This is a genomic window from Lacinutrix sp., from assembly GCF_029238095.1.
Taxonomy (GTDB): Bacteria; Bacteroidota; Bacteroidia; order Flavobacteriales; family Flavobacteriaceae; genus Lacinutrix.
The window spans coordinates 195,029-216,039 of sequence record NZ_JAQWGS010000027.1; the positions used below are offsets into that span (position 1 = coordinate 195,029).

A 21,011-nucleotide genomic window follows, 5' to 3' on the forward strand; every position below is an offset into this window, starting at 1 on the left:
TTGATGAAGAATTTCCTATTAGTAGCAATATTTTTAATTGTACTGAGTTGTACAACTAAAAGCGAATTAGATAATATTCTTGAAAAAGATTCTCATTTAAAAACTTTTGTAGATAGTTTAAAAACAACGTCTTTAATATATAAGAATTGCACTAATTGTAATTTGAGCGGTCTTGAAGAAAATAAAATAATTGGCTTTACAGATAGATATCCTCCAAAAGGTAACTACTACAAAAAAGAAATAGACATAGGACTATTTGAATACGACAGCTACTTAATTTATGATTCTGAAAACGATGAAAGAACAAATGGTAAACTATACATCTGCTATTTTAACCAACAACAAAAAGAGCTTTTTAACAACTTTTTACCGTTTTACTCTAACCATATTGCACATTATAAACAGTTGCTTAAAATAAAACAGGTAAACAATACTATTATAATTAGTATAGAATATCAAGGTTAATACAACAACACATATTAGTCATTAAACAAAAAAAATCGCATGATAAAACATGCGATTTTTTTAAAATTTAAACTTTTACTAATTTTCTATTTGCTCAAGCTTAGTGATGGTTAAGACTTCGATTTTGTTTTCAAAACCGTCTTCGCCTGCTTCTATTTCTGTTACTGCAGTGTAAGTTACTTTCATTGTAGTACCTATTAAAGCTTCTGAAGCTAAATCGAATGCTTCTAAAACTTCATCGTCAGCATTTTGAAACGTAATTGTAGATTCTTCATCATCATCGTTACTTACTATAAAATTATAACCATAGGCTTCAGCACCATCAAAAGTTGCAATTATTGTTTTTGTATCTTGATTTATTAAAGCAATTTTAGTTTCATTCTTAAAACTTGAGAGAATTAAAATAAAAACACCAAGCACTACTAATTGTATTATTTTTTTTGACTTCATTTTGAATAGTTTTTTGTTATCTAAAAACCTGTGAAAGTGACGTCTTATTTCTAATAAAACATGGCTTTCTCTTGTCGAAAATAGTAGTTATAGTATGTTTGCTTTTATATTTTTTTAGTTAATTACAGATAACACCTATTAAAAGTCGTCGTCGTCTGTATCTTCAGTTATTTCTGGATCTTGTACTGCCTCTGGATCATTACCATCAAAATCTTCATAATCATCTTCATCATAATTTTCCATAGTTAACTCCAGTTTTGTACTTACTTTTACTAAGTATTTTGTGTCTTCTGTAATTAATTCTACAGCTTCAACAATCTCGTTTTTAGCATTTCTAAAAGAAATTACATCACGATCGTCATAACCATCAGGAAATTTATCTACCAACATCGCTAAGATTTCAGGTGTCAATTTTTTAAAGTCGACGATAACGCGTTTTAAATTTTCGTGTCTGTTTTTCATTATATTTATTTTTTTTCGCAAGCGCGAAACTAACATCTAATTTATTGTAAAAATACTATTAACTTTTATTAACTCTTAAAACATTGTAAAAATCTTTTCTTCTATCCTTTAAATTTTTTACTGCACCAAAAGAGTGTAATTCTCTTAATAAACTTATATCTACATCTGCTACCAGAATCATTTCTGTGTTTGTAGTTGCTTCTGCTTTTATTCCGTTACTAGGAAAAGAAAAATCGCATGGTGTAAATACAGCAGATTGTGCATATTGAATATCCATATTATTTACGTTTGGCAAATTACCTACGCTTCCTGCTATTGCTACATAGCATTCGTTCTCTATAGCTCTTGCTTGAGCGCACAAGCGCACTCGAGAGTAGCCGTTTTGAGTATCTGTAAGAAAAGGAACAAATAGAATATCCATTCCTTCGTCTGATAATAATCGTGATAATTCTGGAAATTCAGAGTCATAACAAATTAATACACCAATTTTTCCTGCATCTGTCTCAAACGTTTGCAATTTATTACCACGTTGCATACCCCAAACTTTAGCTTCGTCTGGTGTAACATGAATTTTCTCATAACGCTCTAAGCTTCCATCTCTTCTGCATAAATATCCTACGTTATATAAGTTCTCATTTATTAATTCTGGCATACTACCAGTAATAATATTTATGTTGTAAGAGATTGATAATTGCTGCATTTTCTCTACAATCTTCTTAGTGTATTTTGCTAATTCTCTAATAGCATCAGGCTCATGTAAATGATTATATTTAGCCATGAGTGGTGCATTAAAAAACTCTGGAAACAAAGCAAAATCTGATCTATAAGCTGCAACACTATCTACAAAATATTCTACTTGCTGCATTAAATCGTCTAGGTCTTTATAAGGACGCATTTGCCATTGTATTAATCCTAATCTTACAACGGTTTTAACAGAACTTGCTTTCTTGCTTTTCTTAGTGTAATAAATATTATCCCACTCCATTAAAACAGCATACTCGTTTGATGCTGTATCTCCTTCTAAATAGCCTTTTATAACTCTTAATGGATGAAAATCGTTAGAAATTTGAAAGTTTAAAACAGGATCATGAATTTCTTTACGTTTTACTTTTTCTATATATTCTTTGGGTGTTAACTCGTTTTTATGCTTATGGTAGTTTGGCATTCTTCCTCCAAACACGATGCCTTTTAAATTAAGTTCTTCACAAATCTCTTTACGGTAATCGTATAAGCGTCTTCCTAATCTTAAACCTCTATATTCTGGTTTAATAAAAACATCTATTCCATAAAGTACATCTCCTTCTGAATCATGATTTTTAAACTTATCGCCTTCAATAATATCGGCATAAGTATGATTGTCTTCTATCTTGTCGTAATCTACAACAAGTGACAAAGCACAACCAGCTAATTTTCCATCAATTTTAATAACAACTTGTCCTTTAGGAAAAATAGTTGTTAAATGTGCAATGTGATCTCTCTTCCAAAAAGAATCTAAGACACCTCCATAAGATTCAAGTGTTGCTGATTTTAATTCTTCAAAATCATCAACAGTTAAATACTTTAACTCGATATTTTCAATTTTATGTTCTTCCATTATAAACCAAGAAGATAAGCAAAAATTAAAGGTGCAACAATAGTAGCATCACTTTCAATAATAAATTTAGGAGTATCTATATCTAGTTTTCCCCAAGTAATTTTCTCGTTAGGTACAGCTCCAGAATAAGAACCATAACTGGTTGTAGAATCGCTTATCTGGCAGAAATAACTCCAAAACGGTGTTTCTGGACGCTCCATATCTTGATATAACATTGGCACAACACATATAGGAAAATCTCCTGCTATTCCTCCTCCAATTTGAAAGAAACCAATACCTTTTGAAGAATTATCTGTGTACCAATCTGCTAAAAATGTCATGTATTCTATACCAGATTTTACAGTACTCGCTTTCAATTCGCCTTTAAGTACGTAGCTTGCAAAAATATTTCCCATGGTACTATCTTCCCAACCTGGACAAACTATTGGTAGGTTTTTTTGAGCTGCTGCATACATCCATGAGTCTTTAATATCAATCTCGTAATACTGCTCTAAAACTCCAGATAATAACATTTTGTACATATATTCGTGTGGTAAATAACGTTCGCCTTTAGCCTCTGCATCTTTCCAAATTTTAACAATATGTTGTTGTAGTCTTCTAAAAGCTTCTTCCTCAGGAATACATGTATCTGTAACACGGTTTAATCCTTTCTCTAATAAATCCCACTCGTCTTGAGGTGTTAGATCACGATAATTTGGCACGCGCTTGTAATGAGAATGTGCTACCAAATTCATAATATCTTCTTCTAAATTAGCTCCTGTACAAGAGATAATTTGCACTTTATCCTGGCGAATCATTTCTGCAAAACTTTTACCAAGCTCTGCAGTACTCATAGCTCCTGCAAGCGATACTAACATTTTTGCACCATTATCTAATTGTGCTTCGTAACCTTTAGCTGCATCTACTAGAGCTGCTGCATTAAAGTGTAAGTAATGCTTTTCTATAAATTGAGATATTGGTCCTTTAGTACTCATCGTCTTCGTTGTATTTTGAGCTGTTATTTTTTTCTTTTAATGTATTAAATGCGTTATCGTAATCATCTTCGGCTTCATCATTTTCAAACTTATAACTAAGCATTTTATAATATAATTTAGCTGCTAAAAAATCTGAAGATTTCTCGTTTTTATTAGGACATAGTTCTACAATATCAAATCCAACCACATTTTTTTCGGTAAAAACTTGTTTTAAAAACTCTAGTGTTTCGTACCATAATAATCCGCCTGGTTCTGGTGTTCCTGTGCTTGGCATAATTGAAGGATCGAAAACATCTAAATCTATTGTAATAAATACATTCTCTGTCATTTGATCTACAGCAGTATCCATCCAAGTATCGTCTAGAGCCATTTCATGAGCAAAATATGTTCTCTCTTTGTCCATAACTGTAGTTTCTATAATATCCATAGAACGAATACCAACTTGAATTAAATTAGTTGTTTGACTTGCTTCATAAAGTGCACATGCATGGTTACATTTTGAACCTTCGTATTCTTTACGCAAATCTGCATGCGCATCTAGTTGTAACACTGTTAAACTTGGATACATTTCATTAAATGCACGTATGGTACCTATAGAAATTGAATGCTCTCCTCCAAAAATGGTAACAAACTTGTTCTTTTTAATATAATTTTTAGTTGCTTGATGTACAGCATCTACCATAGATTCTGGAGAACTGTTTTCTGTAACAGCATCTGCAAGATAAACACCTTGTTTGTAAACTTCTGTTTCAGTTTCAATATCATAAAGCTCCATATTTTCTGAAGCATCTAAAAAGGCATCAGGACCTTTATCTGCTCCTTTTTGCCATGTACTTGTACCATCGTAAGGTACTGGAATTAATACAATTTTTGCTGTTTCAAGTTTCGAAAACTCTTCCGAAATACCTGCGTAAGTTTTAGTTTGCATAGCCTAAAATTTTAAGTAAGTCTTCACTTTTTTGTTGTTCACTAAATAGTTTTGTTGTTATTGTTCCGTCTACATCCTTATCTATTAAAATGTGTTTTGGTGACGGTATTAAGCAGTGTTGCAAACCTCCAAAACCACCTATAGTTTCTTGGTATGCACCTATATTGAAAAAGCCAATGTATAATGGTTTTTCCTTATTGTATTTTGGTAAATAGATAGCATTCATGTGCTGCTCACTATTGTAATAATCATCACTATCGCAAGTTAGGCCTCCTAACAAAACACGTTCGTAACTAGATTCCCATCTGTTTATAGCTAGCATTACAAAACGCTTGTTAATTGCCCAAGTATCTGGTAATGTTGTGATGAAAGAAGAGTTAATCATGTTCCATTTTTCACGGTCGTTTTGTTGTTTCTGGTAAAGTACCTCGTAAATCGCTCCTCCACTTTCTCCTACTGTAAAACTTCCAAATTCTGTAAAAATATTTGGCACCTCTACTTCTTCTTCTTCACAAGTAATTTTGATTTGATTTACTATTTCGTCTACTAAATATTCGTAATCAAAATCGAAAGCTAATGAGTTTTTAATTGGAAAACCACCTCCAATATTTAAGCTGTCTAAACTTGGGCAAATTCTCTTTAAACTGGTATAAACTTTCAAACATTTTTGAAGTTCGTTCCAGTAATATGCAGTGTCGCGAATTCCTGTATTAATAAAAAAGTGTAACATTTTAAGGTTTACTTTTTTATTATCTTGAATTTGGCTCTTGTAAAAAGGCACAATGTTTTTGTAACCAATTCCTAAGCGCGAGGTATAAAACTCGAATTTAGGTTCTTCTTCTGATGCTATGCGAATTCCAATGTTATATTTTCCTTTTACTTGTTCTGATAATAAATCTATCTCTTCGTAATTATCTATTATTGGAATGCAGTTTTTTTGACCTCCATTTATTAATCGAGCGATGTTTGTTATGTATTGCTCACGTTTAAAACCGTTACTAATCACATAGGTTTCGTTAGTGATTTTACCTTCGGCTTTTAAATTTTCTACAATATCGATATCGAAAGCTGAAGAGGTTTCAATATGTATATTATTTTTTAAAGCTTCGTTTAAAACGTGTTTAAAATGAGAGCTTTTTGTGCAATAGCAATAGTTATAATTACCTTTGTAGTCATGCTTTTCAATAGCATTCGCAAACCACTGTTTTGCACGTTGAATATTATTAGATATTTGTGGCAAGTAGGTGAACTTTAATGGAGCACCATACTGCTCAACTAATTTCATAAGATCGATATCATGAAATTGTAATTGATTTTTTTCTAATTTGAATTCCTCTTGTGGGAAATCGAAAGTTTGATTGATTAAATCAATATATTTAGTATTCATTATTATTTATAAATAAATGTTGAAGATATATAAAAAGTAAAGGTGCCGAAAATTTGTTTCAGTAGAAAAAATGTAAGGAATTCAGACTTGTATTCTTAGGTCTGTTGTAGGCGTAAAGCCATAATTGTGCTGGCTAGCAACAATAGAAGTTAAAGCGGAAGTTAGCTCTAAAATTCGGTTGCTTAATCTATAAGCTGCTTTTGAAAATGACTTCCTAATGTTCAAAAGCCCGAACGTATAAACATGGTTCAATTTGTTCAGCTATAATTCTTACTATTATGAGTAAGTCTTATTTTATTGGCAAATGAAATACTTTTTTTTTAATTACAAATAAAATTTATGTTATTTTTTTAGTGATTTTTAAAAGTAGTTTAAAAAACAACTTTAACAGCTAAATATTAGACACTTACAACAATTTAAATTGTTGGTTTCTACACCAAAAGAACAGCAAAAAATTGCTTCTATTCTAATGTATATTCTGCTACTAGTTTTACAAAATCCATAGCACTTATCATCCCTTTTATTTTGCCATTGTCCATAACCACTATATGATGAACCTCGTGTTTAAGCATCATTTTTGCAGCTGAGTTTGCGCTCGAGTTAACATGTACAACATGAACGTTAGAATTTGTCATTACATCTTGTACAGTTGTATTTTTATTTACTTCTTCACTAATATTCTGATGTTGTAAATATGCCTTGAATAGTCATTTCTGCCTCTGGATTATCTCTAGGGTATGAAATAATTGGAACAGCATGAATGCCTTTTTCTTTCATGAGTGCCATAGTTTCTGAAACTTTGTTTTCTGCTACAGCAGTAATAACTGGAGTAGACATAAAATCTTTTACTTGTATTCTCATAACATATGTTTTTAGTTAAAAAATTAGTTTAAATACTGCGTATTTTTATTCTTAAACATAAGATATTAAAATTCTAACTTTTATGATATTAATCATGTATATATTAATGCATATAGACCTTAAACAAGGTGTTCTTAATATTATGCTTTAATATTAGACAAAAAACAAGTTAAAGGCTAAAAGACACTTTTGGAAACAAGCTATAACAAATACTTTTTTTATGAGCTGTTAATTTAAATATGGTTATTTATATTGTGTTCTTAGTAAAAAAAATACACATTAAATATAAACAACTTAACGAGTAGTGTTGAAGCTATAGTTTACACTTTATAATAAAAAAAACCGAGCAAGCTCGGTATTAAAATTGTAAATTTCTGGTATTGTAATATTACAACATCATTAAAGTTTGCACCTCTTGATCTGTTAGTATTTTCCAGTTACCTCTTGGTATATCTTTTTTGGTTAAATGAGCTATTTGCACACAATCAATTCTTACTAATTCGTATTTAAGGTAATCGAAAATAGTATGTAAAATGGTGTTTCCAGTATTCTTGATTTTTATTCCTACTTCATTTTTCTTATCGCCAACGTAATCTACTTCTTCTACATTTATTAATTTACCTTCTATTCTTAAGCCTTCACGAATTTTTTTTAAATCTTCTAGCTTTAAATTTTTATCTAATTCTAAATGAAATAAACGTTCTACACCTTTGTTAGAACTTGTAAATCGAGACACTATTTTAGCATCGTTTGTAAATAATAATAATCCAGTAGAGTTTCTACCTAAACGTCCTATTGGTTTAATTCTAGAATTGGTGGCATTTGCTACTAAGTCCATAACTGTTCTGCCTTTATGCTCGCTTGTTGTTGTAGCAAATCCTTTAGGTTTGTTTAATAAAACATACGCCTTTTTTTCTGGTGTAATTCGTGAACCATCATAACGCACTTCGTCATCAAATTTTACTTTATAACCCATTTCTACTACTACTTTTCCGTTTACTGTTACTAAACCTGTTGCAATATGAACATCTGCATCACGTCGCGAACAGACTCCAGAATTGGCTATATATTTATTTAATCTAATCTCGTCTGACTGAACTGATTTTTTTTGCTGAGCGGTTTTCTTTGGTTTAGAGCCTGAACCTTTTACTTCTGCATTGCCTTTTACAAAATTGTTTTTGTATGCTTTCTTTCCTCCATTTGGAGCAGATTTTCCTTGTCGTTGACCGCCTTGTTTACTCATGGTTATTTTTTTTGCAAAGATAGATTATAATTTCGATTGACGAATTTAGAATCGTTTTTTGTTCATTTTTAAAAAATTCGGTTTAAAAGTAAATTTACATCTATTAATAAGATACTAAAAACGCCTGCTACAATAATGACTTTTAAAATGTTGTGTAATATAACGTAATGTGTTTTTGTAGATGATTTCCATAGTAAAACTAAAAAAACTACAAGTAGTATTTCTGCTCCTAAAAAATAATAACTCATAAAGCCAATTCTATATTTAGAAATGAGTAAAACCATTGGAATAAGCGTTAATGCAACTAATAAAGTAATCATTTTTTTTGATGTTTTATCACCATAAACTACAGGAATTGTTCTGTAATTTAAAGCTAAATCACCTGTCATGTTTTCTAAATCTTTAGTGAGTTCTCGAATTGATATTATTAAAAACAAGAAAGATGCATGAACGAAAATTACTGTATCGAAGTTCTTATAGTATATAAAAATAGCAAAAAATGGAGCTATGGATAATATTGCAGAAACAAGATTACCCACAATAGGCATTTTTTTGAGTTTGTGAGAATAAAACCAAATGGCAAATATATAAACCGAGAAGAACAGTACAGGATTAAACGAGACGTAACTTGCCATTACGATAGCAGAAAAATTAAGTACAAAATAAAAAGACAGTTTTGTGTTCTGACTAACCAATTTATCTAACATCGATTTGTTTGGCCTATTAATTAAATCTTTTTCAGAATCGTAAAAATTATTAATTATGTATCCTCCTGCTATAACTGCTGAAGATGCTAAAACTAGCATGAGTAAATTAACATCGAAAATGACTTTTTTTGCTGGTTTATCGTGAGCAAAAATATAAATAGCTGTTAAATATTGCGCAAGAACAATAACAAGAATATTATAACCACGAACCACTGAAAACAGACTAAAAAACTTGAGTAGAATGTGTTTCTGCTTTCTGTTGAACATAAATAAAAATGATTTATAAGAATCTAAGACTTGCTCAATAGAAAACGAGTTTATCTAGAAATTGTAAACAACTTCTAGTTTATAATCTTTTAGAGATTGTTGTGCTTTTTTGATGTCTTGTGTAAAACCTAGAATATAACCTCCTCCTCCAGAGCCACAAAGCTTAAGGTAATAATCGTTAGTTTCTAAACCATTTTTCCAAAGCTCATGAAATTGCAAAGGAATCATGGGTTTGAAGTTGTTTAAAACGACTTTAGATAATTGCTTGGTATTACTAAATAATGATTTTATATCACCTTTAAGAAAGTCTTCTACACATGCATCTGTGTGCTTAATAAATTGTGATTTTAGCATGTTACGGAATCCTTCTTGTTTCATACTTTCCATGAAAATACTTACCATTGGTGCTGTTTCGCCTATAATACCACTATCTAGTAAAAATACTGCGCCTTTTCCAGATGTGCTTTGTGTTGGTATTCCTGTGGCTTCTATATTGTCTTTAGAATTAATAAGTATTGGTAAACTTAAATAACTGTTTAATGGGTCTAGCCCAGAAGATTTTCCGTGGAAAAAAGATTCCATTTTAGAAAATATTGCTTTTAATTGTAACAGCTTTTCTCTTGTTAAATTTTCTAAGACTGTTATTTTGTTTAGGGCGTATTTATCGTAAATAGCAGCTACTAATGCGCCACTACTTCCTACTCCATAGCCTTGTGGGATTGAAGAATCAAAATACATACCATTATCTACATCTTCTTTTAACTTTTCAATTTCAAAAACCACTAAATCTTCGTTTACCTTGCTAAGATAAGTTGCAAATTTTTGCAGGCTAATGTTAGATTTTATTGCTTCATCAGATGGGTTTTTATCTGTTTTTAAAGCACCATTATAAAAGTTATATGGTATTGATAACCCTTTAGAATCTTTAATAATACCGTATTCTCCAAAGAGAAGAATTTTTGAATAGAACAATGGACCTTTCATATAAATAGTGTTCAGTATTTAGTTGCAGTTTGCAGTAGTCAAAAAGAACTAAAGTTTTTTTGCACCAAATCCAATTCTATCACAAATATAGTGACCATTTTGACAATATGCAACTAACTCAGTTTTAATGAATTCTAAAATAGCTTCTGCTTCGTTTTCTGGATATAAAATATGTACGTTTGCTCCAGCATCTAAAGTAAAACTAATGTGTAAACCACTTTGCTTTCTAAAACTCCAAATTTTATTAATTATTTCTAGTGTATTGGGCTTCATCAATATAAAATATGGCATGCTCGTCATCATCATAGCATGTAATGTTAACGCTTCGCTCTCTACTAAAGCAATAAAAGCCTCTAAATCTCCACAGGCCAATATTGTTTTTAACTTAGTTATGTTTTTTTCTGCTTGTTTAAAACGTTCTTGAGCAAAAGGATGTCCATGCATTAAATTATGGCCAACTGTACTACTCACTTGTTTTTCTCCTTTATCCACCAATAAAATAGTGTCTTGATAATTTTTGAAATTATCGTGTACTTGATATGGATATTTTACACCAAATAAATCACTACTACCTTCTATATCGTTGTGTTTCCCCCAAACAACAAGGTCTCCTTCTATACTTCTGCAAGCGCTACCTGAACCTAATCTTGCAAGAAAAGATCCTTTTTTAATAAAGTACTCATCGCTTACTTCAGGATTTAATTCTTTTTCGATACTCATTAAACACATAGCCAAAGCACTCATTCCTGATGCAGAAGATGCAATACCAGAACTATGAGGAAACGTGTTTTCTGTTTCTATTTTAAAATGGTAAGCTTTTAAAAAAGGTAAATACGGATCAATACGCTCAAAAAACGTTTTAATTTTTGGTTCAAAATCCTCCTTGTGATCACCATCTAAAAAAACTTTAAAAGAAAAGTTATTATTACTAGTTTCCTTTTTAGAATAAGATAGTTTTGTAATGGTTTTACATGTATTTAAAGTGAAACTTATAGATTGGTTTTCTGGTATTTGATGTTCTTTTTTTCCCCAATATTTAACCAAAGCAATATTACTTGGTGAAGACCATGTTACGGCTCCTCCATTAGCATTTGTATTAAGATTGGTTGGTATAAACTGCTCTATTGTCATGCAAAATAAAATTTTGACAAATATAGCTTATAATTCTATAAAAAAATTCTATTTTGGAGTCCCAAAATGAATAATCATTTATTCTGTTTGCAGTATAATATTAAGATTGATATAGGTAAAAATTAATTTTAAAGTAAAACTAATATTAGTTTTTTTATTCATATTACATTAAAACTCCACTTCATGCTTATTAAAGAACACATGCAATATGTGTTTTTATTTTTTAAATAAATAAAAAACAAAAAATTATAATTACTGTTTTAGAATTAGTGGTGAAACAAGGCGTCCATGCAACTCCTATGTCTCAAATTGCCAAAGAAGCAGGTGTTGCTGTTGGTACTATTTATCATTATTTTAATAATAAAGAAGAAATTATCGAAGAAATTTACACTATAATTTGTAAAGATTTTGGTGTTGTAATGATGGCTAATGTTCCAGAAAATGGTGTGAAAAAACAGTTTGAAATCATGTGGCTTAATTTGTATAATTATTTTATTTCCAACCCATTAGCTTTTAAATTTATGGAGTTTGTAGGTGTCCCACCAATTATTACTCAAGAGATTAGAGACCAAAATATTCCAAACTTTATAACTGTTAGAGATTTCTTTTTAGCTGCTATATTGAATAAAGATTTTAGAGATATTAATTTAAGGTTGTTGTTACAAATTACATTTGGAAATGTGATTTCTTGTGCCAGATTGAAATTTAAAAATGAACTAGAAATGAACTCTGAACAAATTAATGACGCTTTGAAAATGTCTTGGGATTGTGTTAAAAATCCTGATAAACATTAAAAACTACCTAAGTCAAGTAATTTTTTTACAGTATTATAATTTCTGGAAGTAGCATTAACTTTTAATTTTTTCTCGAAGGTATTCATGTTAAATTTTGTGCGACCATAACCTACAGACGAATAAAAATAAAGTGCATTATTAATAACTGAAAACTCTTCGTTTTCAAAAGTAATTTTATTGACTTGTTTAACTAAATCTGTTTCAGGAATCTTGTCTAATAAAATAAAGAAACTTTTTGTCTTTTTTTCTTCTGAAAAAATACATGAGTCAAAAATTAATTGTAATTCTTGTTTTGTTTTTACTATAACTGGTACTAAAAAACCGAAATGAGATTCTATGACCTTTTGAATTTTATCTTCTAAAATAGTTTTGTTTTTATCGGAAGACTGAAACACAATGTTTCCACTTTGGATATAAGTTAAAACTTCATTAAAACCAATACCTGTAAGTAAACTACGTAAATCTGCCATAGATACTTTTTTATGACCACCAACATTTATACCTCTTAATAGCGCAATGTATGTTATCATGATTTAAAAATATTACGTGAAACAATGTAAGCTCCTGTCCAAGCATTTTGAAAATTAAAACCACCTGTAACAGCATCTATATTTAAAACTTCACCAACAAAATATAGGTTTTTATGTAATTTGCTTTCAAAAGTTTTAAAGTTTACTTCTTTTAAATTTACACCTCCTGCAGTAACAAATTCTTCTTTAAAGGTGCTTTTACCATCTACTTTAAAAATGGCTGAAGTGAGCTGATTTACTAAATTTTCTATTTGAGCTTTTGTACAATCTGCCCAACGTGTTTCTAGATTTATTTCTGAAGCTAAAACTAACTGGTGCCATAAACGTTTAGGCAAATCAAATTGCGCATAGTTAATTACTTTTTTCTTGTTAAGTTCTTTCTTTATATCATATAATCGTGAAATTACAATCTCATAATTTAGATTAACAAAATTAACTTCTATTGAAAACTTATAGTTTCTTTTTGCTAATTCTAAAGCACCAAATGCTGAGAGTTTTAAAATTGAAGGCGCGCTCATTCCCCAATGTGTAATTAATAATGGTCCTTCCGTTTCCAAATTTGAGTCTACTACTTTAATGCTAACATTTTTAGCTACTACTCCAGGAATATCTTTAATACGATTGTCTTTAATATTGAAAGTAAAAAGTGAAGGGACAGGTGATGAAACCGAATGTCCTAGCTCTTGTAAAAGATTCCATATTTTAGGATTACTTCCAGTTGCTATTATTAGCTTCTGGCAAGTAAAACTATTTGTTTTTGTGTTTACTAACCAATTATTCTTATCGTAAACTATAGAGATTACAGGATGGTTTCTTAACACCTCAACATTGTGTATTCTAGCTTCATTAATAAAACAATCTATTATGGTTTGAGAGCTATTAGACACTGGGAACATGCGACCATCTTCTTCAATTTTTAATGCTACTCCTCTTTCCTCGAACCAAGCAATGGTGTCTCCTGTCATGAAGGTATGAAATGGCCCAAGCAATTCCCTTTCACCTCTTGGATAATTTGTAACTAATTCTTGCGGAATAAACTCTGCATGTGTTACGTTGCATCGTCCTCCTCCAGAAACTTTTACCTTTGTTAACACCTCTTTTCCGCGTTCTAAAATGGTGACTTTTAAGTTAGGATGCTGTTCTGCTATGTTTATAGCTGCAAAAAACCCTGAAGCGCCTCCTCCTACAATTAGTATATCTTTATTTATCATATTCTATCGGGAAAATCGCTAATTATAGCATCAACATTATAAGATTTTAATCTATTAATTGCTTGTAATGTATTAACAGTCCATGTATTTATTTTATATCCATTTAAATGAGCTTTTTCGACATTGTTTTTACTTAATAAAGAAAAATTAGCGTGAATTGTTTTTGTATTTATACTTTTTGCAAAGTCTATAGCTTCTTCAAGATTTGCTTTTGTTAGCACACCTAATTCGATATTTTTATTCAAATTATAAACTGCTTCTAACTCCTTTTTTTGAAAACTAGACACTAAGAAATTATTATAATTCCAATGTTGGTTTTCTATATAACTTTCAATTGTTTTAACTGTCTCCTCTGCTGTATTTATTCCTTTTAATTCAATGTTAAGTATACACTTTTTATTGATGACTTCTAGGACTTCAATTAATGTAGGAATTTTAAATTGTTTTAAAATAAAAAGTTCTTTTAATTCTTGAAGTGTGAAAGTAGCAATTTCTCCAATACCATTTGTTAACCTATCTAGTGTAAAATCATGAAAAACAACCAACTCACCAGACTTACATTTATGCACGTCTATTTCAATGCCATCTACTCCTAATTTAAGCGCTTTTTGTATAGATTCTATGGTGTTTTCTGCGAGGTAACCTTTTGCTCCTCTGTGACCAAATTTTAATGTTTTAAAATCCTCCATTATTATATTATAAAAAAGTATTAAAAATACAACTAATGTAACAAAATTGATGATTGATAACATAGAAAACAATCTATTTATATGATTAAAAAGAACAAAACCTACTTAATAAAAAAAGCTTCTCAAAAAAGAGAAGCTTTTTAACAGTACAGGCGGAGAGACTCGAACTCTCACACCTCGCGGCACTAGATCCTAAGTCTAGCGTGTCTACCAATTCCACCACGCCTGCGACTTGTTCCAATAATTTTGGATTGCAAATATAAACAATAGTTTGAATATTCATAATAACCACAAACAAAATAATTTTCATTTTTGTACTTTTACATAAAATCAAATTTTAAATATGAAAAACATAAAATCTTACGTTCAAGAAAACAAGCAACGCTTTCTTGATGAACTTATAGAATTACTTAAAATACCATCAATTAGTGCAGATTCTGCTTACAAAGAGCACACCATTAAAACTGCAGATGTTGTTGCGAAAAGTTTGACAGATGCAGGTTGCGATGTTGTAGAAATTTGTGAAACCGAAGGCTACCCAATTATATATGCACACAAAATAATAGATAAAAACCTTCCTACTGTTTTAGTCTATGGCCATTACGATGTACAACCGCCAGATCCACTTGATTTATGGACATCTCCACCATTTGAACCTGTTATTAAAGAAACTAAATTACATCCAGAAGGCGCAATATTCGCACGTGGTGCTTGCGATGATAAAGGACAAATGTACATGCATGTAAAAGCCTTAGAGTATATGACAAGTACAAACACTTTACCATGTAACGTTAAGTTTATGATAGAAGGCGAAGAAGAAGTAGGCAGCGTAAACCTAGGTAAGTTTGTAAAACAAAATCAAGAGAAATTAAGTAACGATGTTATTTTAATAAGCGACACAGGAATGATAGCCAAAGACGTACCATCTATAACTACAGGCTTACGAGGTTTAAGCTATGTAGAAGTAGAAGTTACTGGACCAAACAGAGATTTACACTCAGGTTTATATGGAGGAGCAGTTGCAAACCCAATTAACGTTTTAACAAAAATGATTGCATCACTTCACGACGAAAACAACCATATTACTATTCCTGGTTTTTACGATAATGTAGAAGAATTATCTTTAGATGAACGTGCACAAATGGCAAAAGCGCCATTTTCTTTAGAACATTATAAAGAAGCTCTAGATATAGAAGCTGTATATGGCGAAGCAGGTTACACAACAAACGAGCGTAACAGCATTAGACCAACATTAGACGTTAACGGCATTTGGGGAGGCTACACAGGAGAAGGTGCAAAAACCGTAATAGCAAGTCAAGCCTTTGCTAAAATCTCTATGCGTTTAGTGCCAAATCAAGACTGGGAGAATATAACTGCATTATTTAAAAACCACTTCGAAAGCATTGCACCAAAAGGCGTTACGGTAAAAGTAAAACCACATCATGGAGGACAAGGTTACGTAACACCAATAGATAGTATTGGTTATAAAGCTGCTAGTAAAGCTTACGAAGAAACTTTTGGTAAAACACCAATTCCACAACGTAGTGGAGGCAGTATTCCTATTGTTTCTCTTTTCGAGCAAGAACTAAAAAGCAAAACCATTTTAATGGGCTTTGGTTTAGATAGCGATGCTATACACAGTCCAAACGAACATTTTGGGATTTGGAATTACCTAAAAGGCATCGAAACCATTCCAGGTTTTTATAAATATTTTACAGAACTATCTAAATAAATTTAAAATCCGTTTTTTTAATAAAGCGGATTTTTTTTTGGCGTTCCCTAAAGGTCAGGCTCTTGGCAGTCGCTCTCTACGAGGAGCTTCAACAATTCCTCCATCCTTAACGCACTTACTCGACTATACTCAAAAAATATTGCTCTACATTTGTAGAATTGAAATATTTGTTCTACGTTTGTAGAGAATAATCTAAAATTGTAGAATATGCAGCTTACAAAAACCGAAGAAGATTTAATGAACTACCTCTGGAAACTAGAAAAAGCGTTCATGAAAGACTTGCTAGAAGCTTATCCAGAGCCAAAACCTGCAAACACAACAGTTGCTACATTATTAAAACGCATGACAGACAAAGGTTTTATAGCCTATAACTTGTTTGGAAACTCGCGTGAATACTATCCTTTAGTGAAGAAAAAAGACTATTTCTCTAAACACGTTAATGGATTAATAAAACACTTTTTTAACGATAGTAGCTCGCAATTTGCTTCTTTTTTTATAAAAGAAACCAATTTATCTAAAAAAGAATTAGAAGAGTTACGTGCAATAATAGATACCGAAATTAAAAATAAGTAATCATGGCCATTTTAATCTTAAAATCGGCAGCTTGCTTAGCTATATTAATAGTTTTCTATAAACTGTTTTTGGAGCATTTAACAATTCATAAATTTAAACGCTTTTATTTATTAGGTGCTTTAGTGGTTTCTGTAGTGATTCCTTTTATAACGTTTATAAAATATCCTATTAGTTTTTTTAAAACTTAACAGGTCTTTTTTCTAATTTAGAGCATTATATTTTCTTAACGTATTCTGTAACAATAACAGTTAGCGTTGGACCAACTTTACCTTCAATATAGGTAGCATTTTCACGATCTAATCGAATATTTCTAACTGCTGTTCCTTGTTTTGCGACTTGGCTAGATCCTTTTATCTTAAGATCTTTAATTAATACAACAGCGTCTCCATTCTCTAAGATAACACCATTTACATCTCTATGTATTATTTTTTCAGAGTCGTCTTTATGCTCTCCAGTTGCTCTTGCTAACGCTAAAGCATCATCATCTAAATACATCATGTCTAACAAATCTTTTGGCCAACCTTCTGCACGTAAGCGTTGTAGCATGCGCCAAGCCATAATTTGCACAGCAACATGTTCGCTCCACATACTATCGTTTAGACAACGCCAATGATTAACGTCCATTTCTGTATTACCTTCAATTTGGTCGTAACAATTAGCACAAACTAATAAACTATTGTCTACGTTTTCTGTTAAAGATGGTGGAATATTATAGTCTCTAGTGTTTGTTTTAGAAGTGCACAACTCGCAAGTGGCATGACTTCGGTCTTGTAACATTTGTGATAAACTCATTCTAAATAAAATTATATGCTTGCAAACATACAGTTTTTATTGCAGTGAGTCTCTAAGTTTTTTAGTCATTCCCTTTAGAACCATTTCGTAGGAATGGTCTATTAGTGCCATAATAAACTTAGATGATAATTCTCTTTTGTAGATATAAAGGGTATTCCAGTGTTTTTTATTAGAATGCCAGCCAGGCTCTATACTATTATAATCTGCTCTAAGTTCTTGAGAATACTCTGGATCTGCCTTTAGATTTAATGATGCTAAACCTTGTTCCCATTTTTCTAGTGGAACAAGTGCAAACATTTTTCCAGCGACTTTAAAAACCAAAGTGTCCTGATCGAATGGAAAAGTCTCTTCTGTATGTGGTTTACTTAAACAGTAAGTTCTTAGGTCTTCAATATTCATTAAATAAATTTATAAGAAGAAAATTATTTCTCCTTTAAATAATTGTTTTTTGAATACCTATTTGATGTGGATTGAATTTTTTTTGAATTAGAATCTATATTTGTTCTAATATCTAAACTCTCTAGAACCTCGTTAATGTATTGAAAAAATCTATTCATAATTTGGTTGGTTAATTGTAAATTAATAGCTTAATACTATATATAATTACAACATTTTTAGGTAATTACAGCAAAAACATCGATAAAATACATATAAAATCGGCAAAAAGTAAAGGATGCTTTATACTTTCTGTTAATTTTTTAATTTTGGAGGTATTGTAGTATTTATTTCTAATGCAGAATAATCTAATGTCCAACCAATAGTTTGAACGATGCCTTCAATAATTAATATGGATTCTAAAGCATCTTTTTGGGCTATTTGAAACAATCCGCTTTGTGGTACTTTTTATCTAATGTGAAGTTTAGCTTCGTTATGTAAGGCTGTTAAATCTGTAGCTTGAAACTTATTAAAAATACCATCTTGTTTGTCGTAATATTTTAAGTTTGTTTCTATAAAGAGTATTTCTGCTTGCGGAAAGTGTTTTAGAGTAATGAGTTTAGTTTCAGGATTAGCAACCATATCGATTTTAGATAAATCAAAACCAACGTGTGCTTTAGCATCTATTATTACTAAAGCTTTTTTAGTACTTGATACCAATTTTAAAAAACGTTCTTTTACATCTTCGTAGTGGTAAATTTCAGCAAAGTCACCTTCTACAGTTATAAACTTACACACTTTTTTAATTTTTTCTAAAAGAATTACAGATTGTGTTTGTGCTAGTTTTTTGTTTTGAATGTGTTTAATATAGGTTGAAACTCCCAAAGCTGATAACACTCCAAAAATGATTGCAAAAATTATTTCCATATTAATCTATCTTGTATAAAACAGGTTTACTTGGTGTGGCATCATTCTCAAAAGGTGCTATTTGAAGGTTTAGTATATAGCTTCCATCTAGAACTTTATTGGGTACATATATAAACTCTGTAATTGTAGCTTCTGTTCTAATATTACCATTTACGTCCCAAAAGGCTTTATGGGCTAATAATTGACCATCGTCTTTTTCTTTATCAACGCTTGGCAAATCTATTAACAAATGTAAAATCCCTTTCTCTCTAATATAAACTGCAGCTTCCTCTGTTAAATAAGGCCAATTGGTGTTAGAATAGTGTCTGCTTTTCTTATCTTTAGTATTAGGCATTGTACGTATAACTAAAGCTTGTGGAGATATTCTTTTTAACAAAAACTGAATTTGTTTTTTAGAAATCACTTTATCTTCTCCAACTTGTTCTGGTGCCACAGTAATAACTTCGGCAGTAAACATAAACTGTTTTAAACATTTATTAATACTATAAAATTTCTCGGTAATATGCCCAACACATTCTGTATGTGTACCATGTGCATGTGGATTAAACAGTATGTTATTAAAGTTTATTGCTGCTCCTTCTTTTACACTAGCAATCCACTGGTCTACTTTTACAGGTTCTATTTTTGGAGCATCTATATACCAGGCATTTGCATTTTTATTGGAAGCACGTAATGACATAGAAATATCTAAAGGTTTGGATAAATCTATTTTTATTTTTTTTGAATGTATTTGTATTGTTGAAATCAAACTATATTAATTTTAAAAAGGTCTGATGCAATTCCATCACTTAAAAACTTGCCTTTTTTGGTTACTTTTAATTTATCATCTTCAATATACAACAAATGTTCTTTAATATGTTTTTGAGCTTGTTGTAAAAGGTAGGTTTCAAAAGTAGTGCCAAATTCGGCTTTTATTTTTTTAATTGAAACTCCCCAAACAGTTCTTAAACCTGTCATAACACACTCGTTATATCTATCGGTTTTGGTTAAGGTTTCTGTTTCTATTGGCAACTCATTATTTTGAATTGCTTTAATGTACTTTGTATTGTTTCTAATATTCCAACCACGTTGTTTTCCATTAAACGAATGTGCTGAAGGACCAATACCAATATAGTGTTTGCCTTGCCAATAGGCAGAATTATTTCTACTAAAAAAACCTTCTTTGCCAAAATTAGACAACTCGTAATGCACAAAATTATTAGCCTCTAATTTATCTATTAATATATAAAATTGCTCTTGTATTAGAGCATCATCTACAGTATTAATTAGACCTTTGTCTATAAACGATGCTAATGCTGTTTTAGGCTCTACAGTTAACGCATAACTTGAAATATGTTTTATACCAAAGGCTAAAGCAATATCGATATTCTGTTCCCATTCTTGGTGTGTTGTACCTGGAATACCATAAATTAAATCTAACGAAATGTTATTAAAATACTTTGTAGCTTCTTCTAAACACTGTTTTGCTTCTTGAGTATTGTGTGCACGATTCATGAGTTTTAAGTCTTTTTCATGAAAGGATTGAATACCTATTGAAAGTCTGTTGATTTGAGAATTTGATAAATTAATAATTTGTTCACTACATAAATCGTCTGGATTAGCTTCAAGTGTAATTTCTGGATTTTCAGAAACTTTATAGTTTTTAAAAACAGAATCAATTATGCGTTTTAATTCTTCTGAAGTTAATAGACTTGGTGTTCCGCCTCCAAAATAAATAGTTTCTACTGTGGTGTTTTTAAACTCGTATTGTCGTAATTCAATTTCACGAATTAATGCATCTATTAACTCGTCTTTCTTTTTTAAAGAGGTTGAAAAATGAAAGTCGCAGTAATGGCAAGCTTGCTTACAGAATGGTATGTGAATGTAGATTCCGGACATTTCAATTATCAGTTAACCTTTGTTTATACTTGTTTTTTTAAAAATTGTTTATTGATA

26 protein-coding genes and 1 tRNA gene are annotated in these 21,011 nt (G+C 30.7%); 4 read left to right on the forward strand and 23 right to left on the reverse strand.

Annotated features, from left to right (window positions below; translation table 11 throughout):
* Window positions 1-3: 3 nt before the first annotated feature.
* Window positions 4-465: a hypothetical protein gene (locus P8H50_RS10395; protein ID WP_300208661.1), complete on the forward strand. Its 462-nt coding sequence runs from the start codon at window positions 4-6 to the stop codon at window positions 463-465.
* A 78-nt stretch (window positions 466-543) separates the two neighbouring features.
* On the opposite strand, the gene P8H50_RS10400 is transcribed toward P8H50_RS10395, so the two are convergent.
* The 12 genes from P8H50_RS10400 to P8H50_RS10455 all read right to left on the reverse strand — a co-directional run bounded on the left by P8H50_RS10400 (window position 544) and on the right by P8H50_RS10455 (window position 11,453).
* Window positions 544-915 (reverse strand): hypothetical protein, encoded by a 372-nt coding sequence (locus tag P8H50_RS10400; RefSeq protein WP_300208663.1) that lies wholly within the window; start codon window positions 913-915, stop codon window positions 544-546.
* A 138-nt stretch (window positions 916-1,053) separates the two neighbouring features.
* On the reverse strand, window positions 1,054-1,377 hold the full coding sequence (locus P8H50_RS10405) for a hypothetical protein (protein ID WP_300208665.1): 324 nt from the start codon (window positions 1,375-1,377) through the stop codon (window positions 1,054-1,056).
* A 58-nt stretch (window positions 1,378-1,435) separates the two neighbouring features.
* Window positions 1,436-2,971, reverse strand: a complete 1,536-nt coding sequence (locus P8H50_RS10410) for a bifunctional GNAT family N-acetyltransferase/carbon-nitrogen hydrolase family protein (RefSeq protein ID WP_300208667.1) — start codon at window positions 2,969-2,971, stop codon at window positions 1,436-1,438.
* Window positions 2,971-3,945, reverse strand: a complete 975-nt coding sequence (locus tag P8H50_RS10415; RefSeq protein WP_300208669.1) for a deoxyhypusine synthase family protein — start codon at window positions 3,943-3,945, stop codon at window positions 2,971-2,973. Before P8H50_RS10415 ends, P8H50_RS10410 begins: the two co-directional genes overlap by 1 nt.
* Entirely contained in the window at window positions 3,935-4,873 is a 939-nt protein-coding gene (gene speB / locus P8H50_RS10420; protein ID WP_300208671.1) for an agmatinase, read from the reverse strand. The genes P8H50_RS10415 and speB overlap by 11 nt, the downstream gene beginning before the upstream one ends.
* Window positions 4,863-6,260, reverse strand: coding sequence for an arginine decarboxylase (locus tag P8H50_RS10425; RefSeq protein WP_300208673.1), 1,398 nt, complete (start codon window positions 6,258-6,260; stop codon window positions 4,863-4,865). The genes speB and P8H50_RS10425 overlap by 11 nt, the downstream gene beginning before the upstream one ends.
* A 461-nt stretch (window positions 6,261-6,721) precedes the next feature.
* The gene (locus P8H50_RS10430) at window positions 6,722-6,895 is read right to left on the reverse strand and encodes a CBS domain-containing protein (protein WP_300208675.1); all 174 of its coding nucleotides are present in this window, start codon (window positions 6,893-6,895) and stop codon (window positions 6,722-6,724) included.
* Between the two features lie 37 nt (window positions 6,896-6,932).
* The gene (locus tag P8H50_RS10435) at window positions 6,933-7,121 is read right to left on the reverse strand and encodes a CBS domain-containing protein (protein WP_300208677.1); all 189 of its coding nucleotides are present in this window, start codon (window positions 7,119-7,121) and stop codon (window positions 6,933-6,935) included.
* A 388-nt stretch (window positions 7,122-7,509) separates the two neighbouring features.
* Window positions 7,510-8,364, reverse strand: a complete 855-nt coding sequence (locus P8H50_RS10440) for a pseudouridine synthase (RefSeq protein ID WP_300208679.1) — start codon at window positions 8,362-8,364, stop codon at window positions 7,510-7,512.
* A 68-nt stretch (window positions 8,365-8,432) separates the two neighbouring features.
* The gene (locus P8H50_RS10445; protein ID WP_300208681.1) at window positions 8,433-9,338 is read right to left on the reverse strand and encodes a geranylgeranylglycerol-phosphate geranylgeranyltransferase; all 906 of its coding nucleotides are present in this window, start codon (window positions 9,336-9,338) and stop codon (window positions 8,433-8,435) included.
* Between the two features lie 54 nt (window positions 9,339-9,392).
* Window positions 9,393-10,322, reverse strand: a complete 930-nt coding sequence (locus P8H50_RS10450; protein WP_300208683.1) for a mevalonate kinase — start codon at window positions 10,320-10,322, stop codon at window positions 9,393-9,395.
* Window positions 10,323-10,370: 48 nt separating this feature from the next.
* Entirely contained in the window at window positions 10,371-11,453 is a 1,083-nt protein-coding gene (locus P8H50_RS10455) for a diphosphomevalonate decarboxylase (RefSeq protein WP_300208685.1), read from the reverse strand.
* A 272-nt stretch (window positions 11,454-11,725) separates the two neighbouring features.
* Here P8H50_RS10455 and P8H50_RS10460 point away from each other — a divergent pair, with 272 nt between their 5' ends.
* Window positions 11,726-12,247 carry a TetR/AcrR family transcriptional regulator gene (locus P8H50_RS10460; protein ID WP_300208687.1) on the forward strand — a complete coding sequence of 174 codons (522 nt, stop codon included), beginning with the start codon at window positions 11,726-11,728 and terminating at the stop codon, window positions 12,245-12,247.
* Here the strand turns inward: P8H50_RS10460 and P8H50_RS10465 are convergent.
* The 4 genes from P8H50_RS10465 to P8H50_RS10480 form a co-directional block, all read right to left on the reverse strand.
* Window positions 12,244-12,777, reverse strand: coding sequence for a DUF1697 domain-containing protein (locus tag P8H50_RS10465; RefSeq protein ID WP_300208689.1), 534 nt, complete (start codon window positions 12,775-12,777; stop codon window positions 12,244-12,246). The two genes, P8H50_RS10460 and P8H50_RS10465, sit on opposite strands and share 4 nt — an antisense overlap.
* The gene (locus P8H50_RS10470) at window positions 12,774-13,988 is read right to left on the reverse strand and encodes an NAD(P)/FAD-dependent oxidoreductase (RefSeq protein WP_300208691.1); all 1,215 of its coding nucleotides are present in this window, start codon (window positions 13,986-13,988) and stop codon (window positions 12,774-12,776) included. The genes P8H50_RS10465 and P8H50_RS10470 overlap by 4 nt, the downstream gene beginning before the upstream one ends.
* Window positions 13,985-14,677, reverse strand: a complete 693-nt coding sequence (locus P8H50_RS10475) for a glycerophosphodiester phosphodiesterase family protein (protein WP_300208693.1) — start codon at window positions 14,675-14,677, stop codon at window positions 13,985-13,987. Before P8H50_RS10475 ends, P8H50_RS10470 begins: the two co-directional genes overlap by 4 nt.
* 147 nt (window positions 14,678-14,824) lie before the next feature.
* Window positions 14,825-14,906 (reverse strand) — tRNA-Leu (locus P8H50_RS10480).
* 114 nt (window positions 14,907-15,020) lie between these two features.
* Between P8H50_RS10480 and P8H50_RS10485 the strand changes: the two genes are divergently transcribed.
* A complete protein-coding gene (locus tag P8H50_RS10485; RefSeq protein WP_300208695.1) occupies window positions 15,021-16,409 on the forward strand; it encodes a dipeptidase in 1,389 nt (462 codons plus the stop codon).
* Window positions 16,410-16,616: 207 nt separating this feature from the next.
* Complete coding sequence (locus P8H50_RS10490; protein ID WP_300208697.1) at window positions 16,617-16,982, forward strand: BlaI/MecI/CopY family transcriptional regulator; 366 nt, start codon at window positions 16,617-16,619, stop codon at window positions 16,980-16,982.
* A 213-nt stretch (window positions 16,983-17,195) separates the two neighbouring features.
* Here P8H50_RS10490 and P8H50_RS10495 read toward each other — a convergent pair whose 3' ends face one another.
* The 7 genes from P8H50_RS10495 to hemW form a co-directional block, all read right to left on the reverse strand.
* Complete coding sequence (locus tag P8H50_RS10495; protein ID WP_300208699.1) at window positions 17,196-17,774, reverse strand: alkylphosphonate utilization protein; 579 nt, start codon at window positions 17,772-17,774, stop codon at window positions 17,196-17,198.
* A gap of 36 nt (window positions 17,775-17,810) precedes the next feature.
* Entirely contained in the window at window positions 17,811-18,173 is a 363-nt protein-coding gene (locus P8H50_RS10500) for an MmcQ/YjbR family DNA-binding protein (RefSeq protein WP_300208701.1), read from the reverse strand.
* Between the two features lie 23 nt (window positions 18,174-18,196).
* Window positions 18,197-18,331, reverse strand: coding sequence for a hypothetical protein (locus P8H50_RS10505; protein ID WP_300208703.1), 135 nt, complete (start codon window positions 18,329-18,331; stop codon window positions 18,197-18,199).
* Between the two features lie 133 nt (window positions 18,332-18,464).
* On the reverse strand, window positions 18,465-18,599 hold the full coding sequence (locus tag P8H50_RS11085) for a hypothetical protein (RefSeq protein WP_366900975.1): 135 nt from the start codon (window positions 18,597-18,599) through the stop codon (window positions 18,465-18,467).
* Window positions 18,600-18,617: 18 nt separating this feature from the next.
* A complete protein-coding gene (locus tag P8H50_RS10510; protein ID WP_366900976.1) occupies window positions 18,618-19,076 on the reverse strand; it encodes a DUF4230 domain-containing protein in 459 nt (152 codons plus the stop codon).
* 1 nt (window position 19,077) lies between these two features.
* On the reverse strand, window positions 19,078-19,824 hold the full coding sequence (locus P8H50_RS10515; protein WP_300208706.1) for a cyclase family protein: 747 nt from the start codon (window positions 19,822-19,824) through the stop codon (window positions 19,078-19,080).
* Window positions 19,821-20,954 (reverse strand): radical SAM family heme chaperone HemW, encoded by a 1,134-nt coding sequence (hemW, locus tag P8H50_RS10520; RefSeq protein WP_300208708.1) that lies wholly within the window; start codon window positions 20,952-20,954, stop codon window positions 19,821-19,823. The genes P8H50_RS10515 and hemW overlap by 4 nt, the downstream gene beginning before the upstream one ends.
* Window positions 20,955-21,011 lie beyond the last annotated feature (57 nt).